The sequence below is a fragment of the Stenotrophomonas sp. C9D9 genome (assembly GCF_056491205.1).
The window spans coordinates 113,644-140,273 of record NZ_JBSZIF010000007.1 but is presented as its reverse complement, the minus strand read 5'-3'; the positions used below and the strand labels follow the sequence as shown (position 1 = coordinate 140,273).

The following is a 26,630-nucleotide window of genomic DNA, read 5'->3' as shown; positions in this document are numbered from 1 at the left end:
ACCGCGCTGAACGGAATGCAACACCTTTTTCCTTAATAATCCGTAACCTGCCGGTGTTTGTTCTCGTCAGCCGACAGAAATGGCCTGCAAGTCGCCCCCTTGGGGCAGCCGTTCCAGCCATTCATGTCCTGCGTCGCTGGCCCCAGTGAGACGGACGCGACGCCCCTGCCCCTCGATCTCCAGCGCCACCACCAGGTCGGTGGGCGGCAGCGCGCCGGCGCCCCGTTCCGGCCATTCCACCAGCCACAGCACCGCACTGCCCTCGTCCAGACCGAGGAAATCCAGCTCGCCGGCCTGGCCGATGCGGTACAGGTCCAGGTGCCACGCCTCACCGCCACTGGCCAGCGGATAGCGCTCGACCAGGGTGTAGGTGGGGCTGCGGATCGCGCCCTGCACGCCCAGCGCACGCAGCAGCGCACGGGCCGTGGTGGACTTGCCGGCACCCAGGTCGCCGCGCAGTTCGATCAGCGCCTGCGGCGGCCGGGTGGCCGCCAGCCATTGCCCGAGCAGTTCGGTGGCGTCGCTGTCGGCAAGGAAGAATTCGGTCATGGGGAGAGGTCCGGGTTGGCCAGTCGCCGCAGCGGCACCAGCAGATCAGTAGGAAGCAGGCCGCGCGCGCCATCGGCGGCAGCCACGTCGCCGGCCAGCGCGTGCAGCAACGCACCCGCGGCCGCGGCATCGAAGGCCATCAGGCCCTGCGCGCGCAGGCTGGCGATGATGCCGGTGAGCAGGTCGCCCATGCCACCCACGGCCATCCCGGGATTGCCGGCGGCGATCAACCGCGGCGTTTGCCCAGGCGCCGCCACGATGCTGCCGGCGCCCTTCAGTACCACTACGGCGTGGAAACGTTCGGCCAGCCTCTGCGCGCAGGCATAGCGATCGGCCTGGATTTCAGCCGTGCTGCAGCCGAGCAGGCGTGCGGCCTCGCCCGGGTGCGGGGTGAGAATGGCATCGGGCAAGGCTCGCGGATCCTGCGCCAGCAGGTTCAGGGCATCGGCATCGACCACCAATGGTTTGGCGCTGGCCAGCACCCGCGCAAACAAGGCGCGTGCCCATTCGTCCTGGCCCAGCCCGGGTCCGATCGCCACCACCTTCGCCTTGTCCAGCAGCGCCGGCAGCACATCGCCGTCTTCCAGTGCATGGGTCATGGCCTCGGGCAACCGGGCCAGCAGTGGACCGACGTGGTCGCGGCGGGTGCCCAGGCTCAACAGCCCCGCACCTGCGCGCAAGGCGGCTTCGGCCGCCATCGCGATGGCACCGCCGCTGCCGTGGTTGCCGCCGACGCACAGCACGTGCCCGGATTCGCCCTTGTGGGTATTGGCGCGGCGTGGTGGCAACAGGGCCCGCAACCGCACCTGCGTCCAGTGCTCCGCAGCGGGTACCACGCCTTGCCAGGCCGTCGCGGGCAACTGCAGGGGCGCCAGGACCTTCCGCCCGCAATGATCCAGCGCATCGCCGGAATACAGCCCGCGATGCGCCACGATGAACTGCAGGGTCAGCGTGGCACGCACCGCCTCGCCCGGCACCGCCCCACGGTCGGCATCGACACCACTGGGAACATCCAGCGCCAGCACCGGCGCTGTCTGCGCGTTGAGCGCGGCAATCAGCGCCTGCGCCGTACCCTCCGGCGCGCGATCGAAGCCCAGCCCGAACAGGGCATCGACCCAGATGTCAGCCCCGGGCAGCGCGCCGTCGAACTCGGCGATGGCGCCGCCTGCGGACCTGAACTCCAGCGCCGCACGCTGTGCCAGCGCGGTCGAAGGCGGCCTGCCCGGCAGGGCGATCACCGTCACCTCGCACCCGGCCTGCAGCGCATGACGGGCCAGCACATGGCCGTCGCCCCCATTGTTGCCAGCGCCGACCACCACGCCGATCCGCCGCGCCTGCGGCCAATGCTGCAACAGGCACTGCCAGGCGGCCTGGCCGGCCTGCGCCATCAGGCCCCAGCCGCCGTCGGCGGCCAGCGCCGAAGCCTGCGCATCAAGCGCACGCGCGGCAGCGGAATCGAACAGATCGGCAAGGTTGGCCATGCAGGGATTTTATACTGGTGCACATGTCCCCCGCCCTCACCCCTGTCGATCCAGCCCAGGCCGTGCAGCGCATCCGCGAACTGGCGCGTGCGCATGGCTTCCAGCGCTGCGGCATCGCCGGTATCGAACTGGGCGAGGATGAAGCGCACCTGGCCGACTGGCTGGGCCAGGGCCTGTACGGCACGATGGACTGGATGGCGCGCCACGGCACGCTGCGCGCGCGCCCGGCCGAGCTGCTGCCCGGCACCGTGCGCGTGATTTCAGTGGGCATGGACTACAGTCACAAGGACGATACCGAAGCCTGGGCGACCCTGGCCGATCCGGGCCGCGCTTACGTGGCCCGCTACGCGTTGGGCCGCGACTATCACAAGCTGATGCGCAACCGCCTGCAGAAGCTGGCCACGCAGATCAATGATGAAGTGGCACCGCTGGGCTATCGCGTGTTCGTCGATTCCGCCCCCGTGCTGGAACGTGCACTGGCACGCAATGCCGGCCTCGGATGGATCGGCAAGCACACCTGCCTGATCGACCGCCATGGTGGTTCCTGGTTCTTCATCGGCGAGATCTACATCGATATCCCGCTGCCGATCGATACGCCAGCCACGGCGCACTGCGGCACCTGCACGCGCTGCATCGATGTCTGCCCGACCCAGGCCATCATCGGCCCGCAGCGGCTGGATGCGCGGCGCTGCATTTCCTACCTGACCATCGAGCACGACGGCGCCATTCCCGAAGACATGCGGCCACTGATGGGCAACCGCATCTACGGCTGCGACGACTGCCAGCTGGTCTGCCCCTGGAACAAATTCGCCAAGCGCACCGACGAAGCCGATTTCCGCGCCCGCAACAATCTGGATACGGCGCGCCTGGACCAGCTGTTCGCCTGGAACGAGGCCGAATTCCTGCGCCGCACCGAGGGCAGCCCGATCCGCCGCAGCGGGCATGAGCGCTGGCTGCGCAACATCGCCGTGGCGCTGGGCAATGCACCGTCCTCGGCCGAAGCACTGGCCGCCCTGCACAGCCGCGTCGACGATCCCTCGCCGCTGGTGCGTGAACACGTGCAATGGGCGCTGGGCCAGCACACGGCGCGCTGACGTGCGATCCTGAGCTCCCGTTCCGCCCGCCGCACGCTGTTCCATGCAACCACGCAACAACGACATCCTGACCCCCAGCCAGCTCAATACCCTGGCCCGCGACCTGCTGGAAGGCAGCTTCCCGGCGATCTGGGTCGAGGCCGAGCTGGGCAGCGTGGCGCGCCCTGCCTCCGGGCACCTCTACTTCACCCTGAAGGACGCGCGCGCGCAGCTGCGTGCGGCCATGTTCCGGATGAAGGCGCAGTACCTGAAATTCGTGCCGCGCGAAGGCATGCGCGTACTGGTGCGCGGCAAGGTGACCCTGTACGACGCCCGTGGTGAGTACCAGATGGTGCTGGACCACATGGAGGAAGCCGGCGAAGGCGCACTGCGCCGCGCCTTCGAGGAATTGAAGGCACGGCTGGAGGCCGAGGGCCTGTTCGACCCGGCGCGCAAACGGCCACTGCCGGCGCACGTACAGCGCCTGGCAGTGATCACCTCGCCAACCGGCGCCGCCGTGCGCGACGTGCTGAGCGTGCTCGGCCGCCGCTTCCCGCTGCTGGAAGTGGACCTGCTGCCGACCCTGGTACAGGGCAGCAGCGCCGCCGCGCAGATCACCCGCCTGCTGCAGGCGGCCGATGCCAGTGGCCGCTACGACGTGATCCTGCTGACCCGCGGTGGCGGTTCGCTGGAGGACCTGTGGGCCTTCAACGACGAAGCCCTGGCCCGTGCGATCGCCGCCAGCCGCACCCCGGTGGTTTCGGCGGTCGGCCATGAAACCGACTTCAGCCTCAGCGATTTCGCCGCCGACCTGCGCGCGCCGACGCCTTCGGTGGCCGCTGAACTGCTGGTACCCGACCAGCGCGAACTGGCGCTGCGCCTGCGCCGCACGGCCGCGCGCATGGTGCAGCTGCAACGACATGCGATGCAGCAGGCCATGCAGCGCGCCGACCGCGCCCTGCTGCGCCTGAACGCCCAGAGCCCGCAGGCACGGCTGGACCTGCTGCGCCGACGCCAGCTGGATCTGGGCCGGCGCCTGCATGCCGCCTTCAACCAGCAGCAGGAACGCCGTGCCGCGCGCCTGCGCCATGCCGCGGCGGTGCTGCGCGGGCACCATCCGCAGCGCCAGCTCGATGCGATGCAGCGTCGTCTGGCTGCCCTGCGCGGGCGGCCGCAGGCAGCGATGCAGCGTCTGCTGGAGCGCGATGGACTGCGCCTGCGCGGGCTGGCGCGTTCACTTGAAGCAGTCAGCCCGCTGGCGACCGTGGCCCGTGGCTACAGCATCCTGACCCGCAGCGATGACGGTACCCTGGTGCGGAAGGTCGACCAGGTACAGCCCGGTGACGCCCTGCAGGCCCGCGTCGGCGACGGCGTGATCGACGTGCAGGTCAAGTAAAAGGGGGGGTCGGCAGGGCGGCGCCCTGCACCTGCAGAGGCTTCAAGCCAAGGCAAAGTCAACGTCAAAAGCATGCATTCCGTGGGATGGCGGGGCGGTGTCGGAGTGCGGGGACGCCGTTAACCCGTCCCTGGGGGCTTGGCAGCCGCTTGCTCGTGTGCGCAGTCCTGCGCACACGGCAAGACCGGGGTTGGGCGTCCTGCCCAACCCGCCCGAGGCATGCCTCGGGCCCATGCGGCTGACACCCCGCACTCCGACACCGCCCCACCTCTGACAGATTCCGGAGGCTGTTGGTAGGTGTCGACCTTGGTCGACACGGTAGATCTACGCCATGCGTGGATGAATCTCTGTCAGATATCGAATCAATTCGGGGTCAGATCCGTTTTCCTACGGAAAACGGATCTGACCCCGCTCCATTCCGACAGATCGCAGAAATCTGTCGAAGGCGGGGTGGGTCCGGTTGCGGGGGCGTGAGCCGCATGGATGCGGCGACCGAGCTTACATGGACGTACTTGCAGCGCCCCCCGAACCGGACCCACCCCGCCATCCCGCGGAATGCACGCTGTTGCTGTTGCTGTTGCTCTGGCTTCGGCAGGTGCAGGGCGCAGCCCTGCCGCCCCCCCCCCCCCCTACTTTGCCTGCTCGCAGAATTTCTGCCGGTACTCGAGCGCCTTCGGCATCAGCGCCTGCAGGTTCTGGATGCGGGTACCCGGATTCGGGTGGGTGGAGGCGAACTCCGGCGGCGACTGCCCCCCACTGGCCTGGCCCATCCGCTGCCACAGCGGCACCGCCTCGCGGGGATCGAAGCACGCCGCTGCGGCCAGCATCAGTCCCACTTCATCCGCCTGCGTCTCGTGGCTGCGCGCGTAGGGCAGCAGGTAGCCGTAACCCATCGCCGACATCATCATCTGTTGCTGCTGCGCGTCCATGCCGCTGGCGGCGCCGGCCATCTGCCCGATCTGGGTCAGCTTCTGCTGCGCCATCCGCTGTGCACCATGGCGCAGCAGTGCATGGGCGATCTCGTGGCCCATCACCACCGCCATCGCATCACGCGTACGCGCCACCGGCACCAGGCCGGTGTAGACGGCCATCTTGCCCCCCGGCAGGCAGAACGCATTGGCCTGTTCGGACGGGATCACGTTCACTTCCCACTGGAAATCCCGTGCGAAATGCGCCGGCTGCACGCCGTGCTCCTGCGCCAGCGCGGTCTCCATCACGTCGACCTTGGCAATCAGCCGCTGGGCGATGTCGCGTACATCGCGCGCGATCGGTGCATTCGGATCCATCGGCCGTTCCTGCGACAGGATCTGCTGGTAGGCCTGCAGCCCCAGCGCGGTTTCCTGGCGCGCATCCAGGCTGCTGTCGATCATCACCTTCTCGCCGGTATACGGATCGACCGTGCGGTTGGAAAACCAGTAGAACACCGCATAGCCGGCCGCCAGCAGCAGCACCCACCAACGGATGTTGCCGAACAGGCCGCGCCGTTGCGGGCCTTGCGGCGAGCGGGAGAAGGGATCGTTGCGCATCAGGCGGTCTTCCGGCAGGTCCCGCCGGCTGGCGGGCACGGCGCAATCTTAGTGCGCCGATGCCCGCAGCGGGTGAAGCCGGGGCCGCTCAGATGCCGCGCACCAGGCGGAAGCCGATGCGCGCGTTGGTGGTATCCGAATCCTGCGATTGCCGCCAGGCCGCACGGGTCTGCTCGGGCGCGTTGGCCCAGTTGCCACCCCGGATCACCCGTGACCGGCAGCCCGGGTTGAACCAGGCGACACCATCGGAGGGCGCACGCCGGTAGCTGGCATGCCAGCAGTCGGCCACCCATTCACTGAGATTGCCGGCCATGTCGTGCAGGCCGAAGGCATTTGCCTGGAAACTGGCCACCGGTGCCGGTCCCCACCAGCCATCGCCATAGCCGATGAAGGCGTTGTGCCAGTGCCGTCCCGAAGGCGAAACATCCTTGCTGCCGGTGAAGTTGCCGGTGCCGGGCGGCGGCGTGCCGGCGTCGCCCCATGGATAGCGGCCGCTGCTGCCAGCGCGCAGCGCATATTCGAATTCGGCCTCGCTGGGCAGCCGGTAGCTGCGTCCTGTCTGCTCGGACAGCCACGCCGCGTAGTTTTCGGCATCACGCACGCTCACATGCATCACCGGCGAATTGCCCAGTGCGCGCGCGCCATCGTAGTCGGAACGCCAGTCCACACCGCTGCGGCGGATGAAATTGCCGCTGCGCTCGTCATACACCACCGAGTGGCCGCGCCGGGTTGCCCGCGGCCGCGCATTGGTCGACTTCACATAGCGCTCGAAATCGCCGACGGTGACCTCGGTGATCGCCATCGCAAACCCGCGGTCGAAGCGCACGTAATGCGAGGGCCGCTCGGCGTCGGTGGCACCGGGCTCGGCATCACCCGCGCCCATCTGGAAGCCGCCATGCGGCACCACCACCATCTGCGGACCGCGCCCACCATCGCGCATCGCGTCGCTGAACACCTGCCCGGGACGGAAGCTGCCGTAATGCGTGGCCAGGTCGATGCGTTCGCGCAACTGGGCCACCACCGCGTCCCCGGGCAAGGCGATGCGCAGGGCCTCGGCCAGCTTTTCACGCGCCGGCTTCAGGCCCTGCGGCGTCGCCAGCTCGCGCAGGCCATCGTCGCGCAGCTGCAGCAGTGCCGCCGCGCGGATCTGTTCGATGCGCTCGAAGGCATCGGCAATGGTCGGTGACGAGTCGCGGACCTTGCTGGCTTCGGCCAGCCAGGTGCCCGCGCTGGCGAAGTCGCGCACCCGCGCCGCATCCTCGGCACGGCGGATCAGGCCACTCTCAGCCGCCGCCAGGCCCTGCCGTGCCCGGCTGTTGTGTTCATCCAGGGCCAGCGCTTCACGGAAGTTGCCGATCGCACCGTCACCGTCCTCACCGATCCGCCCCGAACGCAGGTCTTCCTCACCGGCACGGTTGTAGGCCACCACGCGCTGGGCGAGCTCCACCCGGCCCTGCAGCGCGCGCACCTTCTCATCCTTCGGCGCCAGGGTCAGCAGCACCAGTGCCTGGCGGCTGGCCTCGGCCAGCGCCTCGCGCTGCTGCAGCGGCCGGACCAGCAGGGCATCGGCCTGCTGCTGCAGGCGCTGGCGTGCACGCTGCAGGCCGTTGCGGGCCTGGCGGTCATCCGGGTCTTCCTCCTGCACCGCCAGCCACAGCGGAACCGCCGCGTCGGCGTCTTCGTACAGGTGCCCTTCGCTGAACGCCTTCTCGGCCGCGCGACGCAGCTGGGCCAGGCTGCGCCCCTGCCGATCGACCCGCGGTGGCGTCCACCGCTGCACATCCTCGGCGGCATCCTCACCGGCGATGGTGACGCTGCCCTGCCCTGCCTCCGGCGTCGCGTCCGCCTGCGAACCCTGCTGCGGCCGTGCGTCTTCGCCAGCAGCCGATCCCGGCTCCGGCGTCGCCGAGGGCGACGGCGTGCAGCCGGCCAGGGCCACGGCCAGGGCGGTGCACAGCGCGGACGACAGCGGAAAACGCAAGCAGGATCTCCTTCAGCACGGATGCGGACCGACGTTAGGCTATTCTCCCCTGCCTGAGCAAACCCGAGTAGTAGGCCCTGACCCGTGGCAACCTGGATCACCACCCCCGCCGAGCTGGATGCATACTTCCAGCAGCGCCCGGCCCGCATTGGCCTGGACACCGAATTCATCCGTGAACGCACCTTCTGGCCGCAGCTGGCCCTGGTGCAGATGGCGGTCGGGCAGGACATCCTGCTGATCGACCCGCTGATTCCCGGCATGACCGAGGCCCTGGCGCCCTGGCTGGCCGATGAATCGATCATCAAGGTGATGCACAGCGCCAGCGAAGACCTGGTCGCCTTCAAGTGGGCCTGCGGCGTGTTGCCGCGACCGCTGTTCGACACCCAGATCGGCGCCTCGCTGGCCGGCATCGGTGGCGGCATGGGCTACCAGAAGCTGGTTGCGGAAATCACCGGCGTGGCACTGGCCAAGGGCGAAACCCGCTCGGACTGGATGCGCCGTCCACTCTCGGAGTCGCAGCTGCAGTACGCCGCCGACGACGTCGAGCACCTGTTCGCGCTGCACGACGCCATCGATGCCAGGCTGCAGGCGTTGGGCCGCCAGCAGTGGCTGCACGACGACGGCGAGCGCCTGCTGGCCAGCGTCGCCAACGACGAAGACCGTTGGCCGCACCTGGCGATGCGCTCGGCGCAGTTCCTCGATGCCGCCGCACAGCACCGCCTGCTGCGCCTGCTGCGTTGGCGCGATGTGCAGGCGCGCAGCAGCGACCGCCCGCGCAGCTGGATCCTGGACAACGAACTGGCCGCCACGCTGGCACGCACGCCACCGGCCGATGCCGCCGCACTGGGCAAGCTGTTCGAACAGTTCCCGAAGGCTCCGCGAAAGCTCGCGGGCGCTGTGTGGCAGGCGCTGGATACGCCGCTGGCCGATGAGGCCGAGGCACCGCTGGCGCTGCCGGCCAACGACAGCAACAAGAAGGCACTGAAGAAGCTGCAGGACGCCGTCGCCGAGCGCAGCCGCGAACTGGGCCTGCCGGATGGCGTGCTGGCCTCGCGCAAGCATCTGGAAAGTTATCTGGAACGCCGCCAGTGGCCGGCCGCACTGGCCGGCTGGCGCCAGCAGGAGCTGGAATCTCGGTTGCAGGCTCTGCTGCCCGCGGCCTGATATCACCGGGCGCCGGGGCATTGCCTCGGCCGCCGCGGCGTCGGAATGAGCATCTGCCACGCTTGCCGACACGGGCGCGGGCCTGTCCAATAGCGGCCCCGCAACTGTTGGATGGCTTCAGATGACAAATGGAATTGCGAAGGACGGTCTCTCCGTCGAAGACCTGGCCTGGCGCACGCAGGCGCGCACCGCGCTGCAGGAACACGACCATGCAGCGCTGGATGCACTGCTGGCGCCCCACGAACAAGCGTGGCTGGACGGGGCGCGGGCGCTGCCCGGCATCCGCTGGCGCCTGCGCAACGTGCAGGACAAGGCCCTGACCCTGGATGAGCGCCTGCAGCAGGCACAGCGCTGGGTCGCCGCCGCACCACGCAGCTACTACGCCTGGCTGCGCCTGGGTGCGTGCTGGCAGGACGCTGCCAGCGAACTGCGCAGCGCCGACGTGGCCGCGCTGGTGGAGGACAGCCAATGGCTGGCCGCGCAGCTGGCCAGCGACCACGCCGTGTACGCCTACCTGCAGGCGATCCCGCTGTCGTCGCGGCCGGCACTGGCGCTGGATGGCATCAAGCGCATCACCAGCTACCTGCGCGAGCCGAACTGGTTGCGCGCGCTGCAGGCCGGGCAGCCAGCGCAGTCCGACGAGGCCGCATTGGCTGAACACTATCCGCAGGCGTGGCCGCAGGCACTGCAGCTTCTGTCGCGCTTCGGAACACCGCTGCAGGAACTGCCCGACAGCCTGCCGCCGCTGCTGCGCGGCCGCAGCCAGGACGACTTCGATGCGCCGCTGGCGTACTGGATGCGCCTGGTGCTGGAACAGCGCCCCGACGACCTGAGCACGCTGGAAGACACCCTGTACTTCCTGTACCCGCGCTGGGGCGGCAGCCACGAGGCGATGGAAGACTTCATCGAAGGCAGCTGGTGCCGCGGCCTCGATCTGGCGCAGAGCAATGCGCTGCGCTGGCGCAAGGCACAGGACTGGCTGGCCGAGTCGCCACAGCGCGATGACAGCGAAACCGTAGCCGCGCACGAGCGCGCATACGCACAGATTCTCGACTGGCACCTGGACCGCAACCTGCGCGCGGAGGTGCTGACCCAGCGTGCTGGACTGCGCTATCGGCTCGGCCGCATCGAAGAGGTCGAAGACGATGTGCAGTGGGATGCGCAGCACATGCTGGCGGTGTTCGAGGACCTGCAGCAGGCCTGGGCACTGGACCGCGACATGGTCCTGCACGAAGGCCTCAGCAATCTCGAGGCCTGCACCTGGTTTGCCCGCGTCGATGGTGCCGAAGCGCTGTTCGCCCAGGTGGTGGACTACGCCGCGCGCGAAGGTGATTCAGCGATCGGCCTGCTCTGGGCCGCGACGGCCATCGAGCATGGGCTGCTTGGCCAGAACGCCGATCCGGTACGCGCTGCGCCCCTGCTGCAGCGCGCATTGAAACTGGCACCACAGGAGAACACGTCGGCAGTCACGTTCGCGGCCAACCTGTTCTGTGATGTCTCGCAGGCTGCCGGCCTGTCGCTGCTGCAGCGCATGGCTGAAGCGGGCGATGCAGGTGCAATGTCTGCATTGTGCGACCTGTACAAGGGCCGCCTCGGCGGCCGTGACCAACCGCAGTTCGTTGATGCAGGGAAGGCCGCGTACTGGCAGGAGCGTGCGGTGGAAGGCGGCGACCTGATCGCCACCTACAATCTCGGCGTACGCCTGGTCGCTGCGGGCGGCGCAGAGAATGAAGCACGTGCGCGCGAGCTGTACCTGCGCTGCCTGGCTGAAGCCGAGGCCGGTGAGCGCGTATGGGGTCCGACCTGCCGCAACCTGGCCTGCCTGGCACTGGATGGCCAGAACGATGCGCACAAGCGCGAAGCGGTCGAACGCGCACTGATTCCACTGTGGTGGCGCGGCGACGACGACGACAAGCTGTGGGCCGCCGGCTACCTGGCCGACATCTACCACGTCGGCAACGGCGTGCCGGCCAATGCATTCCTCGCCCTGACCTGGCTGCAGCGTGCCAGCGAGATCGATCCGGAGTACGTGGACGTGGTGCGCATGGCGCCGCTGATCAACGGCGAGGGTCGCTGGTTCGGTGCCAGTCGCGCACGCAAGCAGCAGGAACAGGACCGCCAGCAGGTGGACAGCGCGACCTGGGCCCTGACCTTCGGCCAGCGCAGCCAGGACAGCGACCTCACCGCGGTCTGAAGCAACGAAAAGGGCGGCCCGGTAATCCGGGCCGCCCTTTGCATTCCAGCAGCGCGATGGCGGGACGACCCGCCACCGCGACAGCGCATTACCAGTTCATGTTCAGCGAGACACCCACGGTGCGCGGCTCGTTGTAGACCGCGGCCATGTAGTTCTCGATCACACCCTTGAGGTTCTTCTCGTTGGTGATGTTGCGCGCGAACAGCGCCACTTCGTAGGCACCGTAGTTGCCCGAGTAGCCGATCTTCAGGCCGCCCTCGAAGTCACCCTTGGAGTTGAACTCCTTGCTGTCGTACAGAACGAAGCTGGTGTAGCCCTGCTTGTTCCAGTCGGTGGAGACGAACATGGTGCCGGCGTCGCTGACCGGGAAGTCGTAGCGTGCTGCGAGGTTGACGTTGTACTTCGGCGCGTTCGGCAGCGGGTTGCCGTCGATCTGCGCGAAGGTGTTGGCACCGACCTTGATGGTCGGGTCATTCACGGTGCACACCACCTGGCCGTTGAGGCCGCAGACCTGCGCGTAGACGCGCTTGTCCTTGATCTCGCTGTGCAGCAGGCTCAGGCCGGCGCTCAGGGTCAGGTTCGGGATCGGGCGCAGTTCCATGTCCGCTTCGAAACCGTAGGCCTTGGCCTTGTCAGCGTTGAACAGCACGCCGTTGCCGTCCGAATCGTTGCCGTTGAGCTGGATGTCATTGACGGTGTAGGTGAACGCGGTGGCGTTCAGGCGCAGGCGGTTGTCCCACAGGCTGCTCTTCACGCCCGCTTCCCAGGACAGGATCGTCTCGGAATCGGCGGTGGTGAAGTCGGCATTGAACACGGCCGAACGGCCCTGGATGGTCGGGCCGCGGAAGCCGCGGGCGACCTTGGCGTAGACGCTCACGTCCGGCGTGATCTGATACATCGCGCTCAGATCCCAGCTCGGGGTGGTGTCGGACATCTTGACGTCGGTGCGGCCCTTGTAGGTGACCACGCCAGCGGCAGTGTCAGCCGTCTTCAGCAGGCGGGTGTGCTTCTCGTCCTTGGTCTGGCGCAGGCCGGCAGTGACGGTGAACTTGTCGGTGAAGGCGTAGCTCAGCTGGCCGAAACCGGCCCACGAGGTGTTCTTGTTGCGCAGGCGCACCCAGTTGTTCGGGTTGCGGGCCGCGCCCTGCAGGAACCATGCGCGCTGGTAGAAGTCGGTGGTGTCGCTGCCGTTGAAGTAGAACGCACCGGCCTGCCACTGCAGCGCGCTGTCGTCATGGCTGGCCAGGCGGAATTCCTGGGTCCACTGGTCCAGATCACGGATGCGGCCCATCGACTGGCCGTAGCCATTCGGCACGCCGTTCACTGGGAAGTTCACCGCGGCGCCGCCGTCGGTGTCGCCACGGCTGTAGCCGGAGGTGGTTTCGTAGGCGGTGATCGAGGTGAAGTCGATCGCACCGAAGTCGTAACGCGCCTTCACCGAACCGCCGTAGGTCTTGTAGGCCTGCGGGTTGTTGTCGGCTTCGTCGTAGGCGACCTTGTCGCGCGGCACGTCGGTCTTGTTCGAGCCCTTGGTCAGCGCACCGCGCAGGAACAGGGTCGAGGTGCCTTCGTAGTCACGGGCATGGGCCGAGGCAAGGATCGAGAACTGGTCGCTCGGGGTCAGCAGCAGCTGCGCGCGCACGTTGCGGTCATCGAAGCCGCCCATGGCGTTCTTCTTCGGGCTGACCGTGCCGTCGGCACTCGGGCCCTTGTAGGTGTTGTCGACATAGTCGTCGCGGTGCTGGTACAGGGCCGACACGCGGAACGAGGCGATGTCGTTGATCGGGCCACCGAAGCCGCCGTCGATCGACACGCTGTTGTAGGTCGCGTAGCTGGCGCTGACGCGGCCGGTGTAGTCCTGGGTCGGCTTCAGGGTGTCGAACTTGATGATGCCGGCGGTGGTGTTGCGGCCGAACAGCGAGCCCTGCGGGCCGCGCAGCACTTCCACCTGGTCCACGTCATAGACCGGGTTGGACTTCAGCACCACGTGTTCCAGCACCACGTCGTCCTGGATGATCGACACCGGCTGCGAGGCACCGAGGTAGAAGTCGATGTTGCCCAGGCCGCGGATGTAGAAGCGCGGGAAGATGCGGCCGGTGGTGGTTTCCGCATACAGGCTCGGCACGCGGCCGGACAGCGCCAGCAGGGTGTCGTCGCCGCCGGCGGTGAAGTCGCGCATGCGCTCGCCCTGCACCACGCCGACCGAGACCGGCACTTCCTGCAGGTTCTGCTCGCGGTGCTCGGCGGTCACGGTGATGGTGTCCAGCCCGGTCGGGGTCGGCGCGCTGTCCTGCGCGGCGGCGCCGAAGCTGCCGACCAGGGCCAGGCCAGCACAGGCCAGGGCCAGCGGGTGGCGGCGGAAGGAAACGAAGGAAGACGACATACCCGACAGGCGGCGGGAATCGGAATGGGAGGGCATGGAATGCTCTGAGGAGGCGTCCGTGCGGCCTGCGCGAGCCGGGCGGCAAATAGGAGGAATACTGCGCAAGCCGCCATTATCCCCCAAATTGTTACGATTTCGTTGCGCGGCGCTCACGCCCGGTGAAACAGGCGGTTTCGGCACAGTTGTGCACTAACGCGCCACGTCTTCCGGCACGAAATCCTGGATCGGCTTGGCAAGGAGCAGCTGCTTGGCTAAACTGAAGCCCTGCCGTGGGGCCATAGCTCAGCTGGGAGAGCGCGTCGTTCGCAATGACGAGGTCAGGAGTTCGATCCTCCTTGGCTCCACCACTATTCAGAAGAACCCGTAGATCTCCGCGATCTGCGGGTTTTTTCTTTTCCGGGTTCCGCCTCAGGCCGGCTCCTCGCCGCCGTCCTTGCGCCGCGGGCTGCGCGAATGCGCATCACGCACCTGTTGATCGCGCTGACCTGGCCGCTGCCTGGCCACGTCGTCCTGCTTCCTGTCCTGGCGGCTTTCCTGCACGCCCTGCTTCGGATTGCCCTGGTCGTTGTCTCGCTCACTCATCGAACACTCCTTCGCCGGTGGAGTCCGACGCTGACGCCACGCTAGAACGCAACGGGTAAGCCGCAGGTCAGTCCGGCGCGAACACGGTGTGCAGCCAGCGGCTTGCAGCCATCGATGAGGTACATCCAGAATCCGATGCAAACCGCATATCGGTACGCCATGCCCTCAACGTCCAAGCGCGTCGCATCATTCGTGCCGATGAACTTCAATCCGACCGACGGCAGCATCCAGCTTGGCAACCTGCCGGCACTGATCTGCCCCACCCTCTCGCAGGACGAGGCGCGCATCGCCTTCGCCACGCTGATGCATGGCGAGCGCGATGTCGGCACCGGCTACCACTGGCTCAGCCTGCACCGGCTCAGCTGGGCGGTGCGCCTGCCGGCATCAGCGTGTGCTTCCACGGGCAACGGCTCGACATGGTGACGATGAGCGTCGATCTACCCGGTGCAACACTGGAAGACGGCTGGCCGACCCAGGCCGCGATCGATGCCGAAGTCGCCTTCATGCGCCGCACGCTGGGTGCGGCGCTGGGTTACAGGCTGGCCGGTGGCCACGCCCGCTTCGGCTGGGGCGAGGCCTGGGCCCGGTTCGACCCGAAAGGCTTCATGGCCAGCAGCGGCATCCGCTACGCGCCACGCACGTGACCGCGCTCAGGTACGGGTGATCGACACCCCACCCTCCACGCGCATCGCGCTGCCGGTAACGAAACTGCTCTCATCGCTGGCCAGGAACAACGCCGCACTGGCGATCTCTTCCGGCTCGGCGAGGCGCTTGAGCGCATGCAGCGAGCGCACGAAGTCGCGGGCATCGCCGGACGGTGCAGCCTGCCGGCCCATTTCGGTATCGGTGCCCCCGGGCAGCAGCACGTTGCTGCGCACGCCACGCACCCCGTACTCGGCAGCGATCACCTGGCTCAGGCCGATCAGCCCGGCCTTGCTCGACGCATAGGCCGCCATGCCCGGGAAGCCCACGGTATGGCCGACGAAGGTGCCGACGAACACCAGCGAGCCACCGCCGCGTGCCAGCAATGCCGGCAACTGCGCGCGTGCGGCATGGAAGGCGGCATCCAGATTGGTGGCCATCACCTCGCGCCAGGCATCCACCGGGAACTCCGCTGCCGGTACACCGGGGCCGAGCAGGCCGGCGTTGTTGAGCGCGATGTCCAGGCCACCGAAGGACTGCTGGGCCAGATCGACCAGCGCCTGCGCCGTGCCCGGGGCGGCCACGTCGGCGGCATGCACCACCACCTCGCCACCGGCGGCGCGGATCTGCTCGGCCAGCGCCTGCAGCGGCTCCAGCCGCCGCGCGTTGAGCACCAGCTTTGCGCCTTCGGCAGCGAAGCGCAGCGCGCTGGCGCGGCCAATGCCAGCGCTGGCGCCGGTGATGAGAGCGATCTTGTTGTTCAGGCGCATGGTGGCGGTATCGGTTGTGAAGTCGCTGCCACGATGCCGCGCCTTCGGCCCGCCAACACTCCGTTTCCGGGCCTCACAGATGGGTGCAGGAAACGGAGTTTCCGCAGCACCGGCACGTGCCAGAATCCGGCCATGGACAGTACCGCCACCACCGCCCTCGATGCCCGCGTCGAACGCGTCTGCCGCCACCTTCAGGCCAGCCTCGACGAACCCTCGCTGCAGGAGCTGGCCGACATCGCCGGCTGCAGCCCGACGCGCCTGCATCGCCTGTTCAAGCAGGCGACCGGGCTGACCCCCAAGCAGTACGCCGCTGCGCTGCGCGCCGACCGCCTGCGCACCGGGCTTCAGCAGCAGGAACGCATCACCGATGCCTTCCACGACGCCGGCTTCGGTTCCAGCGGGCGCTTCTACGAGAACGCACCGAAGTTGCTGGGTATGACGCCCAAGCAATGGCGCGCAGGTGGCCGCGGCGAAGTCATCCACTTCGCCATCGCCGAAAGTTCACTGGGCAGCGTGCTGGTGGCCAGCAGCGGTACCGGTGTGGTTGCGATCCTGCTCGGCGATGATCCGGAGACGCTGTTGCAGTCGCTGCAGCAGCGCTTCCGCCAGGCCGAACTGGTCGGCGCCGACCAGGGTTATGAACAACTGGTGGCACAGGTGGTGGGCCTGGTCGAGGATCCCTCGCGAGGCGCCAGCCTGCCGCTGGATATCCGAGGCACCGCCTTCCAGCAACGGGTATGGCAGGCGCTGCAGCAGATCCCGCGCGGCCAGACCGCCTCGTATGCCGATATCGCCGCACGTATCGGCGCGCCGCGATCAAGCCGCGCGGTGGCACGCGCCTGTGCAAGCAATCCGCTGGCGGTGGCCGTGCCCTGCCACCGGGTGGTGCGCCGCGATGGCGACCTGTCCGGTTACGCCTGGGGCGTGGCACGCAAGCGCGAACTGCTGCGCCGGGAAAAGGCCTCGACTGCCTGACGTAGGTACCGACCTTGGTCGGCACGCCCAGCTTCCAGTAGGTGCCGACCTTGGTCGGCACACCGCCAGGCCCTCAATCCAGCTTCACCACCAGCTTGCCGAAGTTGTGCCCCTTCAGCAGCCCGAAGAACGCCTCCGGCGCCTTCTCCAGCCCTTCCACCACATCCTCGCGGTACTGGATGCGGCCTTCGCGCAGCCACTGCGGCATCTCGCGTTCGAAGTCCGGCCACAGGTGGTTGAAGTCGTGCACGATGAAACCACGCACGGTCAGGCGCTGGCGCAGGATCTGGCTGAACAGTGCGGGTAAGCGGTCCGGGCCGGGCTGCTCGACGCCCCGCTCGTTGTAGGTGGCGATGGTGCCGCACACCGGAATGCGGGCGAAGTCGTTGAGCAGCGGCAGCACTGCATCCAGCACGTGCCCGCCCACGTTCTCGAAATACACGTCGATACCCGTGGGCACCGCCGCGCGCAGCTGGGCGGCAAAATCAGCCGCGCGATGGTCCAGCGCCACGTCCACGCCCAGCGTCTGCAGATAGGCGCGCTTGGTCTCGCCACCGGCGATGGCGACCACGCGCGCGCCCTGCAGCTTGGCCAGCTGCGCCACGGTCGCGCCCACCGGCCCGGTCGCGGCAGCCACCACCAGCGTCTCGCCCGGCTTCAGGCGTGCGATTTCATGCAGGCTGGAATAGGCGGTGAAACCCGGCATGCCATACACACCCAGCGCCGTACTCAGCGGCAGTCCGGCCGGATCCAGACGACGCCCCAGCGCCCTGGCCGGCAGCACCGCGTGGGTCTGCCAGCCACCCGGCGCCAGCACCAGCTCACCTGCGGTTACGCCCTCGGCCTTGGATTGCAGCACCTCGGCCACGGTCTGCCCTTCCATCACCGCGCCCACCGCCACCGGGGCAGCGTACGACGGGCCCTCGTCCATGCGTCCACGCATGTACGGGTCCAACGACAGGTAGCGGTTGCGCAGCAGCACTTCGCCATCCGCCAATGCCGGCAACGCAACCTTTTCCAGGCGGAAGTTGGCCGCACTCGGCGCCCCCTGCGGACGCGACGCCAGCACGATGCGGGAGGTGGTAGAGGAATCGGACATGGTCGGGTCTCTGCTGTTGCCAGCGTCGGGAAAGGACTGCCGACACTACGCCGCAGCCATCCTCGATGGCGGCCACGAAAACAGCGTTCCATTGCCCGGACCGGCGCGGGTCCAGCGCAGCCCTTGCCCTTGCAGCTTTGGCGATCGCGGCGACCTGCTGATTTCCACCGCAGACGATGATCGACTGGTCACGCCCCGCCCACGACGGAGGATCAAGCACTTGCGAGCGCGCAGACGGCAATGTGAAGAAATCTTGGCAAAACGCTTGCCGAAGGCAGCCGACCTCCGTAATATACGCGTCCTTGGCAGCGACCTCGCTGCAACGAAACATGTGGCCGAGTAGCTCAGTTGGTAGAGCAGGGGATTGAAAATCCCCGTGTCGGCGGTTCGATTCCGTCTTCGGCCACCACTTTCGAAGGCCTGCAGAAATGCGGGTCTTTTTTTTCCGGAAACCGCATTCACCGCGGTCGCCACACAATTTGGCCGAGTAGCTCAGTTGGTAGAGCAGGGGATTGAAAATCCCCGTGTCGGCGGTTCGATTCCGTCTTCGGCCACCATCTTCAGAGACCTGCAGAAATGCAGGTCTTTTTTTGTTCGCGCTTCGCGCAAGCGGCGGCCACCGCCGCCCGGTTGACGAAACATTTACACCGGCATGCGCGGCGGCACCTACGCTCCAGACTCCTGCCTGGAGCCTGCCGATGCCTCTGCGCCCCGCCCTGCTCGCCTGCCTGCTGCTGGCCGCCTTCCCGGTGATCGCCGCCGAACCGGTGCGCGCGGTCGAAACGCTGGACATCGACCGCTACGCAGGCCAATGGCACGAAATCGCGCACCTGCCGGTGTCGTTCCAGAAGCAGTGCGTGGGCGAGATCACTGCCAACTACGGGCTGCGCCGCGACGGCCGCATCAGCGTCACCAATGCCTGCCGCAATGGCGAGGGCGAACGCGTGGTCGCCGAAGGCGTGGCACGCCTGGTGGCCGGACACCCCGGCCAACTGCAGGTGCGCTTCGTGCCCGACTGGCTGAGCTGGGTCCCCCTGGTCTGGGCCGACTACTGGGTGCTGGCGCTGGACCCGGACTATCAGTGGGCGCTGGTTGGTGAACCGGACCGCAAGTACCTGTGGATCCTCTCGCGGCTGCCGGAAATGGATCGCGCCCGGTTCGAACAGTTGAAAGCCAAGGCCGAGGCCATGGGCTACGACCTCGGCCCGCTGCGGCTGATGGCACCGTTGCGCGATACGCCCGCCGACTGAACCGCCCCGCATCGGGCGCATTCCGCGCGCCCGATCCAGCGTTGCGCACGCCCGGCCGCCATCTTCACGCGCTACCCTCTGCGACGGGTCGCCACAGGCGATCCACAAAACCATACGCCGTAGTATGCTTACCCCAACGCACCCCCTCCAGAGGACTTGCGCCCATGCTCCACCGTTTCCGTACCGCCTTGATCGTCCTGTGCACCCTCGCCCTTGTTGCCTGCAACAACGGCATCGTCAAGCGTGTTTCGGAACCGGCAGCCAGCCTGCAGCAGCTGACCGTGCGTGCCGACGGCAACTGGACCGTGGCCCTGCGCCTGCAGAACTTCAGCTCGATGCCGATGACCTTCGATGACGTCGCGCTGGCGCTGACCGTCGGCGACAACGACGCTGGCACCCTGCAGGTCAAGCCCGGCATCTCCATCGGCGGCACCTCCGCCGACGTCATCAATGTCGAACTCGTGCCCAGCTCGGCCGCGCGCCTGGTGGTGGCCGACGCGCTGGCCAGCAACCGCACCCTGGCCTATGGCCTGAAGGGAACGGTGGCGGCCACACCGCAGGAAAAGAAGCAGCGCAGCTTCGACATCAGCAGCCGCAGCACCCTCAACCAGGCCCCCGGCCTGCCCGGCGTGCTGCGCTGAACCCGCCTTTCGTCGCGGCGCCCGGCGCCGCTCTCCCCCTGCCCTGATCAAATCGAGACGTACCGATGAGCAGCTACACCGCCCCGCTTTCCGACCTCCGTTTCGCCCTGCACGACGTGCTCAAGGTCGAACCCCTGTTCGCCCGCCTGGGCTTCACCGACGCCACCGCCGACGTGGTCGATGCCGTGCTGGAAGAAGCCGGCCGCTTCAGCGCCACCGTGCTGGCCCCGCTCAACAGCGTCGGCGACGAGATCGGCTGCGTGCTCGACCAGGCCACCGGTGAAGTGACCACCCCGCCCGGCTTCAAGCAGGCCTACGACCAGTTCGTCGATGGCGGCTGGACCGGCCTGACCGCCTCGCCGGAGCTGGGCGGCCAGGGCCTGCCGCACACCCTGGGCGTGCCGCTCAACGAAATGATCAACGCCGCCAACCTGGCGTGGGGCAACTTCCCGCTGCTCTCGCATGGCGCCATCGAAGCGCTGAAGCAGCACGGCGAGGCCTGGCAGCACGAGGCCTTCCTCAAGCCGCTGATCGAAGGCCGCTGGACCGGCACCATGTGCCTGACCGAACCGCACTGCGGCACCGACCTGGGCCTGCTCAAGACCAAGGCCGAGCCGAACGCCGATGGCAGCTATTCGATCACCGGCACCAAGATCTTCATCACTGCCGGCGAGCATGACCTGACCGGCAACATCGTGCACCTGGTGCTGGCCAAGCTGCCCGACGCCCCTCCGGGCGCCAAGGGCATCTCGCTGTTCGTCACCCCGAAGTTCAAGGTCGACCGCGAGGGCAACGTCGGTGAGCGCAACGCACTGCGCTGTGGCTCGATCGAGCACAAGATGGGCATCAAGGGGTCGGTCACCTGCGTGATGAACTTCGATGGTGCGCAGGGCTACCTCGTCGGCCAGCCGCACAAGGGCCTGCAGGCGATGTTCACCATGATGAACACCGCGCGCCTGGGCGTCGGCCTGCAGGGCATCGGCCTGTCCGAGCGCGCCTACCAGAACGCATTGAAGTACAGCCGTGAGCGCCTGCAGTCGCGCGCCCTGAGCGGCGCCAAGTTCCCGGACAAGCCGGCCGACCCGATCCTGGTCCACCCGGATGTGCGGCGCATGCTGCTGACGGTGAAGTCGCTGGTCGAAGGCAGCCGCCTGCTGGCGCTGCACGCCGCCACCCTGATCGACGTCGCCCACCACGCCGAGGATGCCGCCGAGCGCGAGCGCGCCGACACCCTGGTGAGCTTCCTGACCCCGATCTCCAAGGCCTGCCAGACCGAATGGGGCATCGAGAACACCTACAACGCCCTGCAGTGCTTCGGTGGCCACGGCTACATCCGCGAACACGGCATGGAGCAGCTGGCCCGCGATGCACGCATCACCACGCTGTATGAAGGCACCACCGGCATCCAGGCGCTGGACCTGATCGGCCGCAAGACCGCGTCCAGCCAGGGCGCCGGCCTGAAGCTGATGCTGGCCGAGATCGAAGCCTTCGCCAAGGAACACGAGGGCAACGAAGCGCTGGCCGAGTTCATCGGCCCGCTGCGCGCCAAGGCCGCCGAATGGGGCAAGCTGACCCTGGACGTGCTGCAGCGCGCGGCCGCCAACCCCGACGAACTGGGTGCGGCCAGCTACGACTACCTGTTCTATTCGGGTTACGTGGTACTGGCCTACTGGTGGGCCCGCAGCGTCGCCGCCGCCGACGCCAGCGCGCACGGCGCCGCCTTCGCCCAGGGCAAGCGCGAAACCGCTCGCTTCTACTTCGCCCGCGTGCTGCCTCGCACACTCAGCCACGCCGCCGCGATCCAGGCCGGCGCCGCCCCGCTGATGGCCATGGACGACGAGCGCTTCGGCGCCTGAGCCGGGCTGCGCCCGGCACCCGCGGTAGTGCCGGCCGCTGGCCGGCAACCGCAACAGCAACAGCTGCATCCCGATGAATGGCTGGGCGGCGTGGGCTGGCAGGACACGCCGTAAACCCATCCATGGGGGCTCGATGGCGCCATCCATGGCGCCAACGGTCCTGCCACCCCACACCGCCCGGGCCTCTGACAGGTTCACTCGGCTGATGGCAGGTGTCGACCTTGGTCGACACGGCAGATCCACGCCACGCGTGGATGGAAACCACCGGGATCTCTCTGGAGAAGAGCCCCCCTTTGTTAAGGGGGGCGCGCCAACGGCGCGGGGGCTAGGAGGGATGCGTGGGCATCCCAACCCGCCGACGGCGGGCTGGGATGCCGAATGCGCGGACCTGAATCGTTGCGATTTGCGTATCGCCGACAGGCGATACACAAATCGTCAACATTCAGGTATAAGCTGTTCTCCCGATGGAGACAGACACTACACGCTTGGGTCTGATCGAAGCCGGAGCTCCGTTTTCTGCTCCGGGCGCCGAAGCATCGCCCAACGCCACGACGCTGCATCGCCCCGGTTCGGTCCGGCTGCTCTCGCTTGATGCCCACGGACGCGTACTGGACTGGATCACCTGGCAGGATGCGGCGTGCCTCTACGCACGCGAAGCGGTGGCCTGGACGCTCGGCGACCCCTGCCTGCACATCCATGGCGGCACCAACCGCTTCAGCGGACTGCAGAGCGGCATGGACCTGCACCCGATCATCGCCGCCCGCGGCCACGCTCGCTCGCGCGCAATCGACCCGACGCCGAACCTGACCAACCAGGCCCTGTTCGCCCGCGACGCCCATCTGTGCATGTACTGCGGCCAGCAGTTCAGCCGCCCCACGCTCACCCGCGACCACGTCATGCCGCTGTCCAAGGGCGGCCTGGACTGCTGGGAAAACGTGGTCACCGCCTGCTTCCACTGCAATTCGCGCAAGAGCGACCGTACCCCGCAGCAGGCCGGCATGCCCCTGCTGGCGGTGCCCTACCGGCCCAGCTGGATCGAGCACCTGATCCTGTCCAACCGCAACATCCTGGCCGACCAGATGGCCTTCCTGAAGGCGCAATTGCCCAAGCGGTCGAAACTGAGCACCTGAACGCCCGAAAATGCAACCCTCACCGTCCTGTCACGGGCGGCGGCGTTTGCTTGCCCCACCCCCGTTTGAGGGCGAAAATGGGCGTTCAGAAAAAGTGCGAACATGATGATCGACTCTGCCCGCTATCCCCGCCTCGCGCGCATCCAGACGCCGGATGACCTGCGCACGTTCGACGAATCCGAATTGAGGGCGGTTGCTGACGAACTGCGCGCCTACCTCATCGAATCGGTGGGCAAGAGCGGCGGCCACTTCGCCGCCGGCCTGGGCGTGATCGAGCTCACCGTGGCCCTTCACTACCTGTACCAGACGCCGCACGACCAGCTGGTCTGGGACGTCGGCCATCAGACCTACCCGCACAAGATCCTCACCGGCCGCCGCGACGAGATCCACACCGTCAAGCAGAAGGACGGCGTCGCGCCGTTCCCGAAGCGCGAGGAAAGTGAGTACGACACCTTCGGCGTCGGCCACTCCTCGACCTCGATCTCGGCCGCACTCGGCATGGCCATCGCCCGCCAGTCCGAAGGCGACGACCGCAAGGTCGTGGCGGTGATCGGCGACGGCGCGATGACCGCCGGCATGGCGTTCGAAGCGCTGATGCATGCCGGCGGCATGGAGCCGGAACCGAACCTGCTGGTGATCCTCAACGACAACAACATGTCGATCTCCGAGGCCGTGGGCGGCCTGACCAAGATGCTGGGACGCGCCACCGGCAGCCGCACGCTCAACGCACTGCGCGAAGGCGGCAAGAAGATCCTCGGTGACAAGAAGAACAACCCGGCGCGCTTCGTGAAGCGCTGGGAAGAACACTGGAAGGGCATGTTCGTGCCCTCCACGATGTTCGAGGAAATGGGCTTCCACTACACCGGCCCGATCGACGGCCACGACATGCCTGCCCTGCTGTCCACGCTGAAGACGCTGCGCGCCTCCAAGGGCCCGAAGCTGCTGCATGTGATGACCACCAAGGGCAAGGGCTACGAGCCGGCCGAAGGCGACCAGATCGGTTACCACGCCGTGGGCCCGTTCGATCCGGACAAGGGCCTGGTGGCCAAAGCCGGGGCCAAGAAGCCGACCTATACCGATGTATTCAGCGACTGGCTGTGTGATGCCGCCGCCGCCGAGCCGCGCCTGTACGGCATCACCCCGGCAATGCGCGAAGGCTCAGGCCTGGTGCGCTTCAGCAAGGAATACCCGCAGCGCTACTTCGACGTGGCGATCGCCGAGCAGCACGCGGTCACCCTCGCCGCCGGCATGGCCACCCAGGGTGGCAAGCCGGTGGTGGCGATCTATTCCACCTTCCTGCAGCGCGCGTACGACCAGCTGGTGCACGACGTGGCGATCCAGGACCTGGACGTGCTGTTTGCGATCGATCGCGCCGGCGTGGTCGGCCCGGACGGCGCAACCCACGCCGGCAACCTCGACCTGAGCTTCCTGCGCTGCGTGCCGAACCTGGTGGTGATGGCACCGTCCAATGAAGCCGAGTGCCGGCAGATGCTCAGCACCGGCCTGCAGCACCCGGGCCCGGCCGCCGTACGCTACCCGCGTGGCACCGGCACCGGCGTTGCGGCCGGTACCGACCTGTCGACCCTGCCGATCGGAAAGGGCGAGCTGCGCCTGCAGGGCAGCCGCATCGCCCTGCTCGCCTTCGGCAGCACCGTGGCCGCCGCTGAGCAGGTCGGCCGCGAACTGGGCCTGAGCGTGGTCAACATGCGCTTCATCAAGCCACTGGATCGCGAGCTGGTGCTGGCCATGGCCGCCCAGCACGAGGGCTTGGTCACGATCGAAGACAACGTGGTGGCCGGTGGCGCCGGTTCCGGCGTCGGTGAACTGCTCAATGCCGAAGGCGTGCTGCGTCCGATCCTGCACCTGGGCCTGCCCGACAGCTATCAGCACCACGCCAGCCGCGAGGACCTGCTGGCCGAAGCCGGCATCGACGCGGCCGGCATCCGCGCTGCTGTGCTCAAGCGCTGGCCGCAGCTGGCCGCAGGTATCCCGCCGCTCAGCGCGGCAGGCTGAGGCCGATCGCCACCCGGTAGATTCACACAGGGCGCAATGGGCGCGGACAGAGTCCGCACCCTTCAGGCTCGAAACGCGTAGATCCACGCCATGCGTGGATGGCGGAACTCCGCAGGCCTGCCTCGGCAGGCACCCGCCTTCAGCCGTAACTGACCGCTTCGACGAATGCGCCGCTGGCTTCCACGCGCACGGCCGCACGCTGACCGGTGTCGACAAAGTGCAGGCGGGCCAGGGTCTCGGCGAAGTCATAGGCACGGGCGCCATCGCGGAACTCGATCGGCTCCGGCCGGTCCGGATGCAGCACGCGCCACTGGCGCTGTTCGCATTGCAGGCGGATCAACATGCAGCTCACTCCTTGAGGCAGCGTATCGATGGCGGCGCGATGCCCATGCCGGCTACGGCACACGGCATCGCTGGGATTCAGGGCACGCAACGTGCCCTGATCGCAGACAATACGGCGTTCAAAATGTGAGCTGTATCAGATTATTCTGATTTTCACGGGACAGAGCGCGGAATGCTCAGTTCACCTGGAACTGCGCCCGGCAGCCATCGCTGACCCAGATGCCACGGCGATCCCAGCCCCAGCTCTGGCCTTCGATACAGGCGCTGCGCGAGTCCTGGCGGATCAGGCGTACACCCCGGCGGATGCGGGCATCGCAGTACTCCTGGCGATGACCATTGGAGTGGCAGGTGACGACATCGCCGCCGCCCCACCCATTGCCATTACCCCAGCCACCGCCATTGCCGCCCCAGCCGCCACCGCGGCGGTACTCACCCACGAATTCGGCACGGCACCCCTGTGTGACCCAGACGCCATTGCGCGACTGGCCCCAGGTTTCGCCTTCCACACAGGGCGAACCGGACAGCTGGCGGATCAACCGCGCGCGGCCGTCCAGGCGGCACTCATTGCTGCGGTTCTTGAACGACTCGCAGCGCACGATGCCACTGCCATCGCGGCCGCCATAGCGGTCGTCGTCATAGCCGTAGCCATAGCTCTGCGCCTGGGCGCCACCGGCAGCCGCCAGCATCGGCAACAGGGTGCAGGCCAGGGTGCGCCAGGTGAGTGCCTTGCCCATCGAGATCTCCAGATGAATACGATGGCGCAAGCATCCGGGATTCACGGCCCGCCGCACAGAGGGGGGCGCAACGGCAGTTTTTCCCCATTCAAACAACGCAACCGGACCTGACTGGACCGCTGTGAGCTCATGGGCTCCCGTTTGCTGCCCCACTGGCCATGCCACCGGCATTGCCCAGGCGTTCCTCGAACGCATAGGCGAACAGCTCGGCATCATTGCTGATGCCCAGTTTCCTCATCGCCGAAATGCGTTGCCGGCTGATGGTACTGACGGTGCGCCGCAGCTGCCCGGCGATCTCTGTGATCGAAGGCCCCGACACATACAGCCGCAGAACTTCCAGCTCCTTGGGCGACAACACCGAAAGCGATCGCTCGCGCCCACCCTCCTGCAGGCAGTGCGCCAACTGGGGGTCCAGGTAGATCCCCCCGCTCAACACGGTATCGACCGCCTTGCGGGTGCCATCCACGCAACTGCACTTCCACACCAGTCCGCGCACACCGGTACGCATGGCCATGTTCAAGGTGGTGGCATTGGTGACCATCGTGACCAGGATCACCGGCACCTTGGGGTAATTGCGACTCAACGCCTGCAGCATCGCCTGGCCGTCCGAGCGGCCGACATCCGGCATCGAAAAATCAGTCACCACCAGATTCACCGGCTCTTCGGCCAGGATGGCCAGCAGTCTTTCTGCACATCGCGCCTCCGCCACCACGCGATGGTGCCCACCGGCCTCGATCACGATGCGCGTGCCAAGCAGGACCAGTGGATGATCATCCGCGATGGCAATTCGAGTGAGCATGCTGATTACCCGTCAATAGTCACGCCGCAGTGCGCAGTGGAGACGCTAGT

Annotated in this window: 21 protein-coding genes, 3 tRNA genes and 1 pseudogene; 14 read left to right on the top strand and 11 right to left on the bottom strand. The window is 67.5% G+C overall.

All coding sequences use genetic code 11. The annotated features are described in order from the left end of the window. Positions 1–66: 66 nt before the first annotated feature. Positions 67–549, bottom strand: a complete 483-nt coding sequence (gene tsaE, locus ACXI0D_RS21600; protein WP_101765823.1) for a tRNA (adenosine(37)-N6)-threonylcarbamoyltransferase complex ATPase subunit type 1 TsaE — start codon at positions 547–549, stop codon at positions 67–69. Beyond that, a complete protein-coding gene (locus ACXI0D_RS21595) occupies positions 546–2,030 on the bottom strand; it encodes an NAD(P)H-hydrate dehydratase (RefSeq protein WP_119006543.1) in 1,485 nt (494 codons plus the stop codon). Before ACXI0D_RS21595 ends, tsaE begins: the two co-directional genes overlap by 4 nt. A 23-nt stretch (positions 2,031–2,053) precedes the next feature. Here ACXI0D_RS21595 and queG point away from each other — a divergent pair, with 23 nt between their 5' ends. Together queG and xseA are read left to right on the top strand one after the other, a co-directional pair. Next, complete coding sequence (queG, locus tag ACXI0D_RS21590; protein WP_119006544.1) at positions 2,054–3,124, top strand: tRNA epoxyqueuosine(34) reductase QueG; 1,071 nt, start codon at positions 2,054–2,056, stop codon at positions 3,122–3,124. Between the two features lie 43 nt (positions 3,125–3,167). Further along, the gene (gene xseA / locus ACXI0D_RS21585) at positions 3,168–4,499 is read left to right on the top strand and encodes an exodeoxyribonuclease VII large subunit (RefSeq protein ID WP_479643144.1); all 1,332 of its coding nucleotides are present in this window, start codon (positions 3,168–3,170) and stop codon (positions 4,497–4,499) included. 629 nt (positions 4,500–5,128) lie between these two features. On the opposite strand, the gene ACXI0D_RS21580 is transcribed toward xseA, so the two are convergent. Together ACXI0D_RS21580 and ACXI0D_RS21575 are read right to left on the bottom strand one after the other, a co-directional pair. Next, complete coding sequence (locus ACXI0D_RS21580; RefSeq protein ID WP_479643143.1) at positions 5,129–6,025, bottom strand: M48 family metallopeptidase; 897 nt, start codon at positions 6,023–6,025, stop codon at positions 5,129–5,131. 88 nt (positions 6,026–6,113) lie between these two features. Then, the gene (locus ACXI0D_RS21575; protein WP_119006546.1) at positions 6,114–8,006 is read right to left on the bottom strand and encodes a formylglycine-generating enzyme family protein; all 1,893 of its coding nucleotides are present in this window, start codon (positions 8,004–8,006) and stop codon (positions 6,114–6,116) included. Positions 8,007–8,090: 84 nt separating this feature from the next. Here ACXI0D_RS21575 and rnd point away from each other — a divergent pair, with 84 nt between their 5' ends. Together rnd and ACXI0D_RS21565 are read left to right on the top strand one after the other, a co-directional pair. After that, complete coding sequence (gene rnd / locus ACXI0D_RS21570) at positions 8,091–9,170, top strand: ribonuclease D (RefSeq protein WP_101765828.1); 1,080 nt, start codon at positions 8,091–8,093, stop codon at positions 9,168–9,170. 121 nt (positions 9,171–9,291) lie between these two features. Next, complete coding sequence (locus ACXI0D_RS21565; protein WP_119006548.1) at positions 9,292–11,364, top strand: DUF4034 domain-containing protein; 2,073 nt, start codon at positions 9,292–9,294, stop codon at positions 11,362–11,364. 88 nt (positions 11,365–11,452) lie between these two features. Here the strand turns inward: ACXI0D_RS21565 and ACXI0D_RS21560 are convergent, their stop codons facing one another. After that, positions 11,453–13,783: a TonB-dependent receptor gene (locus ACXI0D_RS21560; RefSeq protein ID WP_119006549.1), complete on the bottom strand. Its 2,331-nt coding sequence runs from the start codon at positions 13,781–13,783 to the stop codon at positions 11,453–11,455. A gap of 235 nt (positions 13,784–14,018) precedes the next feature. Here ACXI0D_RS21560 and ACXI0D_RS21555 point away from each other — a divergent pair. Continuing rightward, positions 14,019–14,094, top strand: a tRNA-Ala gene (locus ACXI0D_RS21555). A gap of 61 nt (positions 14,095–14,155) precedes the next feature. On the opposite strand, the gene ACXI0D_RS21550 is transcribed toward ACXI0D_RS21555, so the two are convergent. Continuing rightward, positions 14,156–14,329 carry a hypothetical protein gene (locus tag ACXI0D_RS21550; RefSeq protein ID WP_479643142.1) on the bottom strand — a complete coding sequence of 58 codons (174 nt, stop codon included), beginning with the start codon at positions 14,327–14,329 and terminating at the stop codon, positions 14,156–14,158. Positions 14,330–14,488: 159 nt separating this feature from the next. On the opposite strand from ACXI0D_RS21550, the pseudogene ACXI0D_RS21545 reads away from it, so the two are divergent. Then, positions 14,489–14,973 (top strand): annotated as a pseudogene (locus ACXI0D_RS21545) (hypothetical protein). Between the two features lie 6 nt (positions 14,974–14,979). On the opposite strand, the gene ACXI0D_RS21540 reads toward ACXI0D_RS21545, so the two are convergent. After that, complete coding sequence (locus ACXI0D_RS21540; RefSeq protein ID WP_479643141.1) at positions 14,980–15,741, bottom strand: SDR family oxidoreductase; 762 nt, start codon at positions 15,739–15,741, stop codon at positions 14,980–14,982. A gap of 132 nt (positions 15,742–15,873) precedes the next feature. On the opposite strand from ACXI0D_RS21540, the gene ACXI0D_RS21535 reads away from it, so the two are divergent. Continuing rightward, on the top strand, positions 15,874–16,716 hold the full coding sequence (locus tag ACXI0D_RS21535; RefSeq protein WP_479643140.1) for a bifunctional transcriptional activator/DNA repair enzyme AdaA: 843 nt from the start codon (positions 15,874–15,876) through the stop codon (positions 16,714–16,716). Between the two features lie 73 nt (positions 16,717–16,789). Here the strand turns inward: ACXI0D_RS21535 and ACXI0D_RS21530 are convergent, their stop codons facing one another. Then, on the bottom strand, positions 16,790–17,815 hold the full coding sequence (locus ACXI0D_RS21530; RefSeq protein WP_119006552.1) for an NADP-dependent oxidoreductase: 1,026 nt from the start codon (positions 17,813–17,815) through the stop codon (positions 16,790–16,792). 333 nt (positions 17,816–18,148) lie between these two features. On the opposite strand from ACXI0D_RS21530, the gene ACXI0D_RS21525 reads away from it, so the two are divergent. From ACXI0D_RS21525 to dxs, 7 genes are all read left to right on the top strand, one after another. Then, positions 18,149–18,224, top strand: a tRNA-Phe gene (locus tag ACXI0D_RS21525). Between the two features lie 72 nt (positions 18,225–18,296). Continuing rightward, positions 18,297–18,372: transfer RNA gene (locus ACXI0D_RS21520), tRNA-Phe, on the top strand. Positions 18,373–18,513: 141 nt separating this feature from the next. Further along, positions 18,514–19,065, top strand: coding sequence for a lipocalin family protein (locus tag ACXI0D_RS21515; protein ID WP_101765834.1), 552 nt, complete (start codon positions 18,514–18,516; stop codon positions 19,063–19,065). A gap of 164 nt (positions 19,066–19,229) precedes the next feature. After that, a complete protein-coding gene (locus tag ACXI0D_RS21510) occupies positions 19,230–19,706 on the top strand; it encodes an LEA/WHy family protein (RefSeq protein WP_119006553.1) in 477 nt (158 codons plus the stop codon). A gap of 65 nt (positions 19,707–19,771) precedes the next feature. Then, positions 19,772–21,562, top strand: coding sequence for an acyl-CoA dehydrogenase C-terminal domain-containing protein (locus ACXI0D_RS21505; RefSeq protein WP_099551910.1), 1,791 nt, complete (start codon positions 19,772–19,774; stop codon positions 21,560–21,562). Positions 21,563–22,026: 464 nt separating this feature from the next. Continuing rightward, positions 22,027–22,692, top strand: a complete 666-nt coding sequence (locus ACXI0D_RS21500) for an HNH endonuclease (protein ID WP_032956174.1) — start codon at positions 22,027–22,029, stop codon at positions 22,690–22,692. 105 nt (positions 22,693–22,797) lie between these two features. Beyond that, entirely contained in the window at positions 22,798–24,705 is a 1,908-nt protein-coding gene (gene dxs, locus ACXI0D_RS21495) for a 1-deoxy-D-xylulose-5-phosphate synthase (RefSeq protein WP_101766429.1), read from the top strand. A 139-nt stretch (positions 24,706–24,844) separates the two neighbouring features. On the opposite strand, the gene ACXI0D_RS21490 is transcribed toward dxs, so the two are convergent. The 3 genes from ACXI0D_RS21490 to ACXI0D_RS21480 all read right to left on the bottom strand — a co-directional run bounded on the left by ACXI0D_RS21490 (position 24,845) and on the right by ACXI0D_RS21480 (position 26,580). After that, on the bottom strand, positions 24,845–25,048 hold the full coding sequence (locus ACXI0D_RS21490) for a hypothetical protein (RefSeq protein ID WP_005417823.1): 204 nt from the start codon (positions 25,046–25,048) through the stop codon (positions 24,845–24,847). A 175-nt stretch (positions 25,049–25,223) separates the two neighbouring features. Next, the gene (locus tag ACXI0D_RS21485) at positions 25,224–25,781 is read right to left on the bottom strand and encodes a DUF3011 domain-containing protein (protein WP_119006554.1); all 558 of its coding nucleotides are present in this window, start codon (positions 25,779–25,781) and stop codon (positions 25,224–25,226) included. A 127-nt stretch (positions 25,782–25,908) separates the two neighbouring features. Beyond that, the gene (locus ACXI0D_RS21480; RefSeq protein WP_479643139.1) at positions 25,909–26,580 is read right to left on the bottom strand and encodes a response regulator; all 672 of its coding nucleotides are present in this window, start codon (positions 26,578–26,580) and stop codon (positions 25,909–25,911) included. Between the last annotated feature and the right edge of the window lie 50 nt (positions 26,581–26,630).